We start from the raw sequence: 13503 nt of genomic DNA on the forward strand, positions 1-13503 counted from the left end.
TATATGGAAAATTTATATCAAGACAATTTATTTAGTGAAAAAGATAAAAAAATATATAGTGTGGCAGAAATAACAAAATATCTAAAAAATTTAATAAAAGAAGATCCATTTTTAAATGATTTTTGGCTTAGTGGTGAGATTTCTAATTTTTATCATCACAGTTCTGGTCATATGTATTTAACTCTTAAAGATAAAAATTCTCAATTAAAAACCGTAATGTTTAAAGGTGATAATTCCAAGCTTGACTTTGAACCAGAAGATGGAATGCAGGTTGAAGCTAAAGGTAATTTGGATATTTATAGCCAGCGAGGAGAATATCAATTTTATGCGCGTCAAATGAAAAAAGCTGGTAAAGGTAAATTATATGAAAAATATCAAAAATTAAAATCAGAATTGGAAAAAGAAGGATTATTCGCTGTCTCTAAAAAACAAGAAATTCCTTTTTTAGCTAATAAAATTGGGATTGTCACTTCTCCAACTGGAGCAGCTGTGCGTGATATACTTTCAGTTATGAAAAGAAGAAGCAGTAATTTTTCTGTTTTAATAGTTCCAGCTCATGTCCAGGGTAAACTTGCTCAAGCAGAAATTAGTGCTGGAATTAGGTATTTAAATAGTAGAAATGATATCGATTTGATTATTGTCAGCCGTGGTGGAGGTTCAATTGAAGATTTGTGGCCTTTTAATGAAGAAAAAGTAGCAAGAGCAATTTATAATTCAAAACTGCCAGTAATTAGTGGAGTTGGCCATGAAACTGATTTTACTATTGCTGATTTTGTAGCTGATCTGCGGGCACCAACTCCTTCTGCTGCAGCTGAATTAGCAACTGCAAATAGAGAGGAAGTTTTAACTAGGCTTGATAATTTAACTAAAAGATTATTAAATAGTAGTTTAACGAAAATTAAAGAATCTAAAAATAAATTAAATAGTATTGAAGCCAGAAAAATATTTTCAAGTCCAGCCGAATTATTTAGAGATTATGAACAAGAATTAGATAATTTAGAAACTCAATTAGTGCATCAAATAGAAAAAAATTATCAAGACTGGGAAAATAAATATCAATTATTACATCAGAAATTAAATAATTTAAGCCCTTTAAAAACTTTAGATCGAGGTTATACTATTTTACAAGATCAAACTAAAAAACCAATTAAATCAATTAAAGAAATTGAAATTGGGGATTTAGTTAAGGCCCGTTTAACTGATGGTTTAGCCGAAGTGGAAATCAAAGACTGTAGAAAAGTGGGTGACATTAATGGAAAATAAAAAAGAATTTGAAAAGAAAATCAAAATTGAAGAATTAGATTTTGAGTCTGCCCTAGCAAAATTACAAAAAATTGTAGACGATTTAGAAGAAGGTGGGAATGATTTAGATAAAACTTTAGCAGAATTTAGTCAAGGAATGAAATTGCTTAAATTTTGCCACCAAAAATTAGATAAGGCAGAATCCAAAATAGAATTAATGTTAAAAGAAAATCAAGAATTTACTAAAGAAGTAGCTTTTGAATCTGAGTTGGGAGAGGATTAATTTTGGATAAAATAAAGAATATTTTAAAAGCTAAAGCAGAAGTTATTGAAGAAAATCTAATAAAGTTATTAGATTGTCAAGATGAACTTGCACCTCAATTAACTAAGTCAATGAAATACACCCTACTTTCGGGAGGTAAAAGGATTAGACCAATCCTTACTCTTTTAATAGCCGAATTATTAGAAGGTAATTATCAAGCTGCTTTAAAAGCAGGATCTGCCTTAGAGATGATTCACAGTTATTCTTTAATCCATGATGATTTGCCAGCTATGGATGATGATAAATTAAGAAGAGGAAAAAAGACTAACCATCTTGTTTTTGGAGAGGCAACTGCAATTTTAGCTGGAGATGGACTTTTAACTTATGCTTTTCAAGTGTTAGCTGATCTAGAACTTAAGCCTGATTTAAAGGTTAAAATTATTGCAAATACAGCCAAATTCTCTGGTTATCAGGGAATGGTTGGAGGTCAGGTTTTAGATCTTGAGGCTGAAAATAAGGACTTAACACTTCAAGAAATGCAAAAAGTACATCAAGCTAAAACTGGAGCCTTGATTAAAGCATCAGTTTTAAATGGAGTTTATTGTTCTGATTTTAAGCCAGAAGAGAAAAAAGCACTTTTAACTTATGCAGAAAAAATTGGAGTCTTATTTCAGATAGTAGATGATTTGCTAGACTTAACTGGTGAAACTGAGGCGATGGGAAAAGTAGTTGGTAGGGATCAAGAATTAAATAAAGCAACTTACCCTAAATTATTAGGGTTGAAAAAGGCTCAAAAAGAAGCTGAAAAATATGCTAAAGAGGCTAAAGAAGCTTTAATTATTTTTGGCAAAAAAGCTGAGAAATTAGAAGCTTTAATTGATTTTATTTTAAAAAGACAGCAGTAATTGAAGCCCCTAAATAAATGTGTTATAATTAGTTAAAATGCAGATGGTGCAGTATTCTAGTCAGCATACTATCTTTGAAGGCGGGCCTAAAAATCCGTCAACGGGCATATCGATGAAGTTCTTTGTAATGGCTGCTGACGCCCAGTCGGGGGCTGTTGCAGAGAGATAAGGGCTTGGGGCGATCCACAATGGCATGTGGGCGTTGACCCCTTTCCCGCGGAGGCCTGGTCGAGTTTGTAAAAAATAAGGCTAGGTTCACCTGTTCTAACCGCAAGGTTGAACAGTGTAGCCTGCTTTGAAGTGGTACTGGAGACAGTAGCAAAACACAGACGCTTGGATCCAGCTCTGGGTTGAACCTGCTGGAAACCAGTACTGCAAAAGAAGCTAGGGGATAGTTTAAATGCTGTTAAGGAAAACTTCTAGACTGTCTTAGTGAATTCAATAGGGATTAAAGTGTGTTCTTAGTGGCAATCCAGCTCTGTAGAGGGAGACCCTACAGCAGGAATTTAAAGAGAAATCTCCTGATTGGTGACGATTAGGAATTCCTGGGGAAAACCTGCTGGACCTATGACACAGCATTTATCTATTGTATTACCATCTGTTATTTATAACAAGAGGAGGATTTTTTTGTCTAATTTAAAGAGCAGTATTATTATTGCTATAATAACTTTTTTTATTGCAGTAAGTGTTTCATCGATTTCTCAAACCCAAGTTCGTTTTGTGCCCTTATCGATGGCAGTAATAATACTGTTAATTATTATAATCGTAGGGGTCTTAGCAGATATGGTTGGAGTTGCTGCTACTGTAGCCAGACCAGAACCTTTTAATGCTAAAGCAGCTAAAAAAATTTTTGGTGCTAAAATATCACTTAAATTAGCTAAAAATGGTGATAAAGTAGCAAGTTTGATGTGTGACATAGTTGGTGATATTTGTGGAACTGTCAGTGGTGCAATTAGTGCTGTAATTGCAATTGACTTAATTAATTATTATAACTTTTCAAGCTTTTGGACTAATTTAATAATTATTGGCTTAGCTTCCTCTTTGACTGTTGGAGGTAAAGCTTTTTTTAAATATTATGGGATGAAAAAATCGACAGAAATAATTTTTTTGTTTGGTCGTTTTTTAACAATTTTCCATCTTATTTATGCTAAAATTTATAGATTTATAAAAAGAGGTGTAATTAATGACTAATTATTTAGATAAAATAAATGGAACAAGTGATTTAAAGAAATTAAAAGGTTCTCAACTGAACGAATTAGCCTCTGAAATAAGAGATTTTTTACTTGAAAATATTTCTCAAACCGGTGGTCATCTTGCTTCAAATTTAGGTACAGTAGAATTGACAATTGCCCTACATCATTATTTAAATAGTCCTACAGATAAAATAATTTGGGATGTTGGTCACCAGGCTTATACTCATAAAATTTTGACAGGACGTAAAAATTGCTTTACAAAATTAAGACAAAAAAATGGTTTAAGTGGTTATCCCAAATGTACTGAATCTCCACATGATATTATTGGAGCTGGACATAGCAGTACTTCTATTTCTGCAGCTTTAGGTCTAGCTTTGGCTAGAGAAAATTTAAATCAAATAGGAGATATTTATTCAGTAATTGGTGATGGTGCTTTAACTGGGGGGATGGCATTTGAAGCTTTAAATCATGCTGGGCATATTGGAGCTGACATTAATGTCATTTTAAATGATAATGAAATGTCTATTTCTGATAATGTTGGAGCTATTTCAAGCTATTTAAATAGTTTAAGAAGTGATCCAACTTTAAAAAAGGTACAAGCAGATATAGAATTTCTGCTTAATAAAATACCTAAATTTGGAAAGACAGTTTCTAATACAGTAGATCGAGTTAAAGCAGCTTTAAAATATAGTTTTATCCAAGGGGTTTTATTTGAAGAATTTGGTTTTAAATACTTAGGACCAATCGATGGTCATAATATAAATGAATTAATCAAATATTTTCAACAGGCTGAAAAAATAGAGGGGCCTGTACTTTTACATGTTTTAACTAAAAAAGGTAAAGGTTATCCACCAGCAGAAAATAATCCAGATCAATTTCATGGTGTTGGGCCTTTTAATCTTAAAGATGGAAGTTCTAAAAAAACAAAATCAAAGCCAAGTTATAGTAAAGTTTTTGGAGAGTGTTTAACTAAAATTGCAGCTCAAGACAAAAGGGTTGCTGGTATAACTGCTGCTATGCCTTCAGGTACTGGCTTAAATATTTTTGCTAAGGCTTTTCCTGATAGATATTATGATGTTGGAATTGCAGAACAGCATGCAATAACTATGAGTACTGGTTTAGCCAGAGGAGGTATGAAGCCTGTTTGTGCTCTTTATTCTACCTTTTTACAAAGAGCTTATGATCAGGTGATTCATGATGCTGCAATTCAAAATTTAGATTTAACTATTGCTATTGATCGGGCTGGTATTGTTGGTAATGATGGTGAAACACATCAGGGATTATTTGATTATTCATTTTTACGTCCTATTCCTAATTTAGTTATGATGGCACCTAAAAATGCTGAACAATTACAGCAGATGCTCTATACAGCTATTAATTATTCTGGTCCAGCTATATTGCGTTATCCTCGAGGTAGTATTAGAGGTCAATATTTGCCTCTGCCAGTTGAAGAACTACAAGAACTAGAAATTGGAAAAGCTAAAGAAGTGCTTGCAGTAAAAAAAGAAACACTGATTACTATTTTAGCAATTGGTTCAACTGTAGAGCCAGCAGTTAAAGCTGCAGAAATTTTAAATAAAAATGGATATCAAACAGCTTTAGTGGATGCTCGGTTTATAAAACCTTTAGATCAAGAAATAATCCTTAAAGCTTTAAATAATTCTCAAAATATAATCACAGTTGAAGAACAAGTTTTAGCAGGAGGTTTTTCTTCTGCTGTTTTAGAACTTGCAGCTGATAATGGAATTAAAATTAATAAAATTAAAAGAATTGGTATTGGAGATCAATTTGTAAATCAAGGTGGAATGGAAGAAATGAAAAAAGAATATGACTTAGATGCCCGAGGAATTCTAAAAAATGCCCTTTCTTTGCTTGATAAAGCAGAGGAGGTAGATGAGTTATGGCCCGAAAAAAAAGATTAGATATTTTAGTAACAGAAAGAAAAATGTTTAAAAGCCGTTCTCAGGCTAAAAGAGCTATTATGGCTGGTCTAGTTTTTGTTAATGGGCAAAGAGAAGATAAGGCTGGGACTCAAATTGATCCTGCAGCTGAGATTGAATATAAAGGAACTAAAAATCCTTATGTTAGTCGAGGTGGTTTTAAGTTAGAAAAAGCTTTAAAGGTATTTGAAGTTGATCCTGAGCAAAAAGAAGCGATTGATATTGGTGCTTCTACAGGTGGTTTTACAGATTGTTTATTACAAAATGGTGCTCAAAAAGTTTATGCAATTGATGTTGGTTATGGCCAATTAGCTTGGAAATTACGACAAGATAAAAGAGTTGAAATTTTAGAGAGATGTAATTTTCGGCATTTAGAGAAGAAAGATTTGCCAGTTGAAGTTCCTTTAATTGTGACAGATGTTTCTTTTATTTCTCTGCGTTTAATTGTTAAAGGAGTTAAAAAATTTTTGAAAAAAGAAGGAGATTTTATAGCTTTAATCAAACCTCAATTTGAAGCAGGAAGAGATAGAGTAGGTAAAAATGGGATTGTAAAAGATCCAGCTGTCCATCAGGATGTAATTAATCAATTAAGCGAAGTCTTTTTAGAAGAAGGATTTAAACCTATAAACTTAGATTATTCTCCAATTACAGGTGCTTCAAGTAAAAACATTGAATATTTGATTCAGCTTAAGTACATTGATCAGACATCTGACTTTAGACTGGAAAAATGGGTTAAAAAAATTGAGAGTGTTATCAATACTGCTCATTCTGAATTAGGGGGAGCTTAAGATGGATAAAGCTGCTTTAATTGTTAACTTAGATAAAAGAGAAGCCTTTACAGTGGCAGAAAGAGCAATTGAGTGGTTTGAAAAGCGAGGTAAAGATTATTTAATTGAAAAAAAAGCAGCTTTTCAACTATCTCAAAAAAGCAAAGGTGCTGACTATCAAAAAATAAAAGCTGAAAGTGATTATATAATTATTATTGGTGGTGATGGAACTTTTTTGCATAGTTCACATCATTTTATTGGTAGTGATCTTCCTTTATTGGGAATTAATGTAGGGCACTTAGGTTTTTTAACTGATGTTGAAACTGAAGAGTTGACGAAGGCTCTAGAGATGATTGATAATGGAAACTATAAAGTGGAAAAAAGAATGATGTTAAAATGTGAACAGCATCGAGCTAAAAAAGTAATTAGATCTAGTTATGCTCTTAATGATTATGTTTTAAATAGAGATCCTGATTCTCAAATGTTAAAAATAGAACTTTTTATTAATAATGAACTTGTTAATAAATTCAGAGGTGATGGCCTAATTCTTGCTACTCCAACTGGCTCAACAGCTTATTCTTTATCTGCAGGAGGACCAATAATTAACCCACACAAAATAAAGGCTATTTTAATTACTCCTATTTGTCCTCATAATTTACATTTGAGGCCAATGGTTATTGCTAAAGATGAACAAATAAGGATTAAAGTAGATAGTGATGGTCGTTCTATCAAAGGTTGTGCTGATGGAAGGAAAAAAAATGAAATAGTTCCTGGTGATGAAATCTATATTAGTGGAGCTGATCAGGAATTATCAATAATTAAACTTCCTGATCGGACATTTTATACTATTGTTAAAGAAAAAATGAACCTTGCCTAAGTGACAGGAGGAAAATTTATGCTCAGTGATTTACAGGTTAAGAATTTTGCTTTAATTAATAAAGTTAATATAAATTTTAAACAGGGATTAAATATTTTAAGTGGTGAAACAGGAGCTGGTAAATCAATAATTATTGGTGCTTTAGATTTATTATTAGGTGCTCGAGCTAATACAGATGTCATTAGAAGTGGTAAAAAATCTGCTTATATTTCTGCTTTTTTTCAGCCAAATGAGCTTCCAATAATTAATGGGATTTTAACTGAAGCTGGGATAGAAAAAGAAGAAAATGGAGTTTTAATCGCCCGTGAAATTAGAGAAAATGGTCGTAACCGTACTCTAATTAATGGTCAATTAGCAACTTTGAAAATTGTAAAAAAGATAAGTAGATATTTAATTGATATTCACGGTCAACATGAACATCAACTTCTTTTAGATCAAGGCTCTCATTTAATAATATTAGATGCTTTTATTGGTGGAGAAATTAAGACTTTAAAATCTGAAATAAGAGATTTATATCAAAAATTAACAAAAATAAGAAATGAATTATCTGAGATTGAAATTGATGATTCAGAACGAGTTAGAGAATTGGATATTATTAATTTTCAGATTGATGAAATTGAAGAAGCTGCTCTAGTAAAGGGAGAATATCAAAAATTAAAAGAAGAGTATAATTCTCTTGCACACGGAGAAGAAATTTATAATATAGCAGTTGAATTATTAAATGTTTTGAGTGGTGATGATTATAGTGAAAAAGGAATTATAGATAGATTAGCTATTTTAAAAAAGAAATTTTCTACTGTAGAAGAATATAATCAAAACTTAAAAGACTTAAATAAGAAGTTTGCTGATATTTATTATATTTTAGAAGATTTTATTTTTGATTTAAGAGATTTTGAAACTAATTTTGATTATGATGAAGAAAGAATTTCTATAATTAGTGATCGTTTAGATTTAATTAATACTTTATTAAGAAAATATGGAGAAAATGTAGAAACAATTTTATTGTATTTAGATGAATTATATCAGAAAAGAGATAAATTAGAAAATGCTGAAGCTAAAATTTCTGATTTAAATACTAAAAAAGAAAAGTTAAAGAATGAAATATTAACTAAAGCTAAAAAACTTTCTCAAATCAGAAAAGAGCATGCTCAAGATTTAGAAAAAAAGTTAAAAGCCGAATTAAAAGATTTAGCAATGGAAGATGTTCGTTTTAGGGTTGATTTTAAAGCAAAAGAAATTTCTCCAACTGGAATTGATCAAATTGAATTTTTAATTTCACCAAATAGAGGTGAAGAATTAAAATCACTGGCTAAAATTGCTTCCGGAGGAGAATTATCCAGAATAATGCTTTCTTTAAAAACAATAACAGCTGCTCTAGATCAAGTAGATACTTTAGTTTTTGATGAGGTAGATAGTGGTGTTGGTGGTAAAACAGCTGCTAAAATGGCAGCAAAATTAACTCAGATTTCAAAGTCAAGACAGATAATTTGTATTACTCATTTACCACAATTAGCTAGTGCTGCCAATCATCACTTTTTGATCAAAAAAGAAAATGATAAAAATAGAACTTTCACTAAAATCAAGGCTTTAACTGCAAAAGAAAGAATTAGCGAAATAGCTAGAATGATTGGTGGAACAACGATTACTGATAAAACACTAGCCCATGCTGAAGAAATGCTGCAATTGGCAAATTAAAAAGATTAAATAAATTTTTCATGTTTTGTATAATATAAAGGGGGATAAAAATGAATAAAATTAATATTTTAATTACAGATGATAATCGAGAATTTTGTCAACTCTTTGCTGAATTTTTAGAAGGGGATGCTGATTTTAATGTAATTGATATGTTTTATAATGGGGAAGAAGTTTTAGAATATATTAAAGAAAACGAAAATCCTGATATTTTAATTTTAGATTTAATTATGCCTCATTTAGATGGAATTGGAGTTTTAGAAGAATTAAATGCTCAAGATTTAATTGGAGACATGAAGATTATTGCGCTGACAGCAATGGGTCATGATACAATTATGAAAACTGTAATTGAATTAGGTGTTCATTATTATATTATGAAACCATTTGATTTAGACAAATTAAAAGATAGAATTAAATTATTGGCAGCTCAAGATTATAAAAAACAAAATAATATCCATCTTAATCAAGCTCAATTAGAATTTGAAAAAGGTAATTATACTCCTTTAATTACAGATGTGATAGAAGAATTAGGTATTCCTGCACATATTAAAGGTTATCGTTATGTTAGAGAAGCGGTAGAATTAGTTATTAATGATATGGATTTATTAAGTGCTGTAACTAAACAACTATATCCTCAAGTTTCCAAAGAATTTGATTCTACTCCCAGTCGAGTTGAAAGAGCTATTCGACATGCAATTGATGTTGTCTGGCAGCGAGGTAATCAAAAAGCTTTAAAAAAATATTTTTCAAATAATATGAATGAAGATATTAAACCAACGAATTCTCAATTTATTGCTAAAATAGCAGATACAATTATGGTAGAGTTAAAAGTTTCATAAATGGAGGAAGATTATGAAAATTATGCAAGAGAAAAAAATAGCTAGAAAAAATATATATTCAGGTCAGATAATTGATGTTTATCAAGATCAAGTTGAGTTTCCAAATAAGAAACAATCTAGCCGTGAAGTAGTAAAACATAGTGGTGGAGTTTCAATTATAGCTGAAAATGAAGCTGGAAAAGTTTTAATGATTAAACAATATAGATATCCTGTTGATGAAATCATTTATGAGATACCAGCTGGAAAATTAGAAGCAAAAGAAGAATTATTGGACTGTGCCAAAAGAGAATTAAGAGAAGAAACAGGCTATACAGCCCAAAAATTTAAAAAATTATTTGAATTTTATCCAACACCTGGTTATAGTAGTGAAACTATTTATATTTATCAAGCTCAAGATTTAAGTTTTGTTGGCAGAGATTTAGATGAGGGAGAATATATTGAGGTTGTTCCAAAAACAAAATCTGAATTAAAAGAACTCTTTCAAGCTGGTAAAATTAAGGACAGTAAAACTTTAATTGCTGTAATGCATTACTTAGGTGATTTTTAATGTTAAAAGAATATTTTGCTGATTTGCATATTCATATTGGGGGAGGTAGTGATGGTAGCCCTGTTAAAATAACTGCTTCACGCAAATTGAATTTTCCTAATATTTTAGCAGAAGCTGCTTTTAAAAAAGGTTTAGATATTATTGGAATAATTGATTGTGCTTCACCTGTAGTTTTAAAAGATATTGATCAGATGTTGGCTGAAGCTAAGATGAAGGAATTAGAACAAGGTGGAATTCTTTATTCAGAAAAACTGCTGGTACTTCCTGGAGCAGAAATTGAGAGCAGAGAAAAAAATGGAGGTCAAGTTCATTATTTAGCTTTTTTTCCTAAAATAAAACAGATTAAAAATTTTAGTAAAACTATGGAAAATTATATTTCTAATATAACTTTAAGTTCTCAAGCTGCTAGTTTAACTGGACAAGAATTACTTAAAATAGTAGATTATCATGGTGGAATTATGATTCCAGCTCATATATTTACCCCATATAAAAGTTTTTATGGTAGAGCTTTTGCAAGTTATTCGGAAATTTTCACAACTGCTGAATGGGATAAAATACCAGCTGTTGAACTTGGTTTAAGTGCCGATACTAAAATGGCAGATTTACTGCCTGAATTGAGTAATAAATCCTTTTTAAGTAATTCAGATGCTCATTCTTTAGCTAAAATTGCTAGAGAATACAATGTTTTAGAACTGGAAGCTTTAAATTTTAAAAATGTTTTTAGAGCTTTAAAAAGAGGCTCTAAGAATAAAATTAAAAAAAATTATGGTTTAAATCCTGAATTAGGAAAATATAATCGTTCACATTGTGAAGGGTGTAATACCACTTTCACAGGCGATAAAGCAGTTTTAAAATGTCCTAATTGTAAGTCAGATCAGATGGTGATTGGGGTTAAAGATAGAATTTTAGAAATTGCAGCTAAAAAAAGACCTCAAGCTCCAGTTAAAAGACCAGATTATATTTATCAAGTTCCAATTTTAGATATTCCTGGAATTGGGAAAAAAACTGCTGCTAAACTTTTTGAAAACTGTGGAACTGAAATGGATATTATTCATAATTTAAGTGCAAAAGAATTAGAAAATTGTTTAAGCCCTAGAATATATAAAAAGTTAATAAAAGCTAGAAAGCAAGATTTCAGTTTTAAAGCTGGTGGAGGCGGAAAATACGGCAAAGTAGTTTTTTAATTTAAAAAAGAGAGAGGTTTTGCTAATGTCAGATATTAAATTAAATAAGTATGCTAAATTACTAGTTGATTATTCTTTAGAGTTAAAAAAAGGAGATCAAGTTTTAATCCAGGCTGAAGATGTAAGTCAAGCTTTAGTAAAAGAAGTATATCAGGAAGTACTCAAAAAGGGTGGCCACCCATTAGTCATAACAAAATTTGCAGAGCAAGAAGAGCTTTTTTATAAATATGCATCTGAAGAGCAATTAAAATATAAATCACCTTTTATTAAGCATTTAATGAAAAATGTAGATGCATCTTTAAAGATTTTAGGTAATAATAATACTAAAAATTTGGCAGGAGTTAATCCAGAAAAAATAAAAATGAAAGCCATAGCTCAAAAAGAAATTAGTGAGATTGTAATGAATAGAGCAGCTGAAGGTAGTTTAAATTGGAATCTTTGCCAATTTCCAACTCAAGCTGATGCTCAAGAAGCTGGTATGTCTTTAATTGATTACCGTGATTTTGTTTATAAAGCTTGTCATTTAGATAAAGAAGACCCAATTGCTTATTGGAAAAAATTTGGTAAAGAATTAGAGAGAATAGCTTCTGTTTTAAACCAAAAAAATGAATTACATTTTATTGCTGAAGATACAGATTTAAAGTGTAAAGTTGGCGGCCGAACTTGGGTAGCAGATAAGGGTGAAGAAAATTATCCTGGGGGAGAAGTTTTTACAGGGCCAATAGAAAATAGTGTTGAAGGAAAAATAAGATTTTCTTTTCCTGGAATTTATAGTGGTCAAGAAATTAAAGATATTAGACTTGAATTTAAGGCAGGTAAGGTAGTTCAAGCCTCAGCTGCCAAAGGAGAAAAATTATTAAATTCATTACTTGAAACTGATGAAGGTGCTCGTTATGTAGGAGAAGTTGCTGTTGGCTGTAATAAGGGAATAAATAAATTTAGTCGCAATATGTTATTTGATGAAAAAATTGGAGGCACAATCCATTTAGCCTTAGGCCGCAGTTATCCTGAAACTGGAGGTGAAAATATTTCAACTATTCACTGGGATATGCTTTGTGATATGAAAAATGGTGGAGAAATTTATGCTGATGGAGAATTAATTTATCAGGCTGGTGAATTTATAATTTAATCTATTTTAAAATAAACTAAAGTTTAAACTTAAAAATTTAAGTTAAAGTGCTATTTTATTAGCTCAAAATATATTTATAAAATACTAATGGAGGTTTTAAAAAAATGATTAAAGATATTAAAACTAATGCAGAAATCATTTCTAAACAACTTAATTATAAGCCAGAAGTTGGATTAATTTTAGGATCAGGACTTGGAGTGATGGCTGAAGAAATTGAGAATCCAATTTATATTGATTATGGTGAATTAAAAAACTTTCCTATTTCTACTGTTAAAGGACATGCAGGTAGATTTGTAATTGGCGAATTAGAAGGTAAAAAAGTAATTGCTATGCAGGGTAGAACACATTATTATGAGGGTTATTCTATGCAAGAATTAGTTATGCCAGTTAGAATAATGAAAGAAGTTGGAATAGAAAAATTGATTTTAACTAATGCAGCTGGTGGAGTTAATGAAGAATTTACCGCTGGAGAATTTATGATTATTTCTGACCATCTAAATTTAATGGGAGATAATCCTTTAATTGGTGAAAATTTTGCTGATTTTGGTCCTCGCTTTCCTGATATGTCAACAGCATATAATGAAGAATTAATTAAAGTAGCAGAACAAGTTGCTAGAGATAATGGAATTTTAACTCGCAAAGGGGTTTATGCTGCTGAATCAGGCCCTAGTTATGAGACTCCTGCTGAAATTAAATATCTCAGAACTATTGGAGCAGATGCAGTTGGAATGTCTACTGTCCCAGAAGTTATTGCAGCTAACCATATGGGATTAGATATTATTGGTGTTTCTTGTATTACTAATATGGCTGCTGGAGTTTTACCACAGCCCTTAGATCATAGTGAAGTAGTTGAAATAGCTGAAAAAGTTAGACCTGATTTTATTAAACTAATGCGAGGAATTATAAAAAATATTTAGCAGGAGGTT

At 30.9% G+C, this 13503-nt stretch carries 13 protein-coding genes; all 13 read left to right on the forward strand.

Annotated elements, in window-relative coordinates; all coding sequences use genetic code 11:
• Window positions 1-3: 3 nt before the first annotated feature.
• The 13 genes from xseA (at window position 4) to HPRAE_RS04675 (ending at window position 13494) form a co-directional block, all read left to right on the forward strand.
• Window positions 4-1263: an exodeoxyribonuclease VII large subunit gene (gene xseA, locus HPRAE_RS04615; protein WP_014553079.1), complete on the forward strand. Its 1260-nt coding sequence runs from the start codon at window positions 4-6 to the stop codon at window positions 1261-1263.
• Window positions 1253-1525 (forward strand): exodeoxyribonuclease VII small subunit, encoded by a 273-nt coding sequence (xseB, locus tag HPRAE_RS04620; RefSeq protein ID WP_014553080.1) that lies wholly within the window; start codon window positions 1253-1255, stop codon window positions 1523-1525. The genes xseA and xseB overlap by 11 nt, the downstream gene beginning before the upstream one ends.
• A gap of 2 nt (window positions 1526-1527) precedes the next feature.
• Window positions 1528-2409, forward strand: a complete 882-nt coding sequence (locus HPRAE_RS04625) for a polyprenyl synthetase family protein (RefSeq protein ID WP_014553081.1) — start codon at window positions 1528-1530, stop codon at window positions 2407-2409.
• Window positions 2410-3036: 627 nt separating this feature from the next.
• The gene (locus tag HPRAE_RS04630) at window positions 3037-3600 is read left to right on the forward strand and encodes a hypothetical protein (protein ID WP_014553082.1); all 564 of its coding nucleotides are present in this window, start codon (window positions 3037-3039) and stop codon (window positions 3598-3600) included.
• Window positions 3593-5524, forward strand: a complete 1932-nt coding sequence (dxs, locus tag HPRAE_RS04635; RefSeq protein WP_014553083.1) for a 1-deoxy-D-xylulose-5-phosphate synthase — start codon at window positions 3593-3595, stop codon at window positions 5522-5524. Before HPRAE_RS04630 ends, dxs begins: the two co-directional genes overlap by 8 nt.
• Window positions 5503-6330: a TlyA family RNA methyltransferase gene (locus HPRAE_RS04640; protein ID WP_014553084.1), complete on the forward strand. Its 828-nt coding sequence runs from the start codon at window positions 5503-5505 to the stop codon at window positions 6328-6330. Before dxs ends, HPRAE_RS04640 begins: the two co-directional genes overlap by 22 nt.
• 1 nt (window position 6331) lies before the next feature.
• The gene (locus HPRAE_RS04645; protein ID WP_014553085.1) at window positions 6332-7186 is read left to right on the forward strand and encodes an NAD(+)/NADH kinase; all 855 of its coding nucleotides are present in this window, start codon (window positions 6332-6334) and stop codon (window positions 7184-7186) included.
• 18 nt (window positions 7187-7204) lie between these two features.
• The gene (gene recN / locus HPRAE_RS04650; RefSeq protein ID WP_014553086.1) at window positions 7205-8881 is read left to right on the forward strand and encodes a DNA repair protein RecN; all 1677 of its coding nucleotides are present in this window, start codon (window positions 7205-7207) and stop codon (window positions 8879-8881) included.
• Between the two features lie 50 nt (window positions 8882-8931).
• Complete coding sequence (gene spo0A / locus HPRAE_RS04655) at window positions 8932-9717, forward strand: sporulation transcription factor Spo0A (protein WP_014553087.1); 786 nt, start codon at window positions 8932-8934, stop codon at window positions 9715-9717.
• 13 nt (window positions 9718-9730) lie between these two features.
• Window positions 9731-10264 (forward strand): NUDIX hydrolase, encoded by a 534-nt coding sequence (locus HPRAE_RS04660; protein WP_014553088.1) that lies wholly within the window; start codon window positions 9731-9733, stop codon window positions 10262-10264.
• Entirely contained in the window at window positions 10264-11448 is a 1185-nt protein-coding gene (locus tag HPRAE_RS04665; RefSeq protein ID WP_014553089.1) for an endonuclease Q family protein, read from the forward strand. Before HPRAE_RS04660 ends, HPRAE_RS04665 begins: the two co-directional genes overlap by 1 nt.
• A gap of 25 nt (window positions 11449-11473) precedes the next feature.
• On the forward strand, window positions 11474-12577 hold the full coding sequence (locus HPRAE_RS04670) for an aminopeptidase (RefSeq protein WP_014553090.1): 1104 nt from the start codon (window positions 11474-11476) through the stop codon (window positions 12575-12577).
• Between the two features lie 104 nt (window positions 12578-12681).
• The gene (locus tag HPRAE_RS04675; protein WP_014553091.1) at window positions 12682-13494 is read left to right on the forward strand and encodes a purine-nucleoside phosphorylase; all 813 of its coding nucleotides are present in this window, start codon (window positions 12682-12684) and stop codon (window positions 13492-13494) included.
• Window positions 13495-13503 lie beyond the last annotated feature (9 nt).

The organism is Halanaerobium praevalens DSM 2228 (genome assembly GCF_000165465.1).
Taxonomy (GTDB): Bacteria; Bacillota; Halanaerobiia; order Halanaerobiales; family Halanaerobiaceae; genus Halanaerobium; species Halanaerobium praevalens.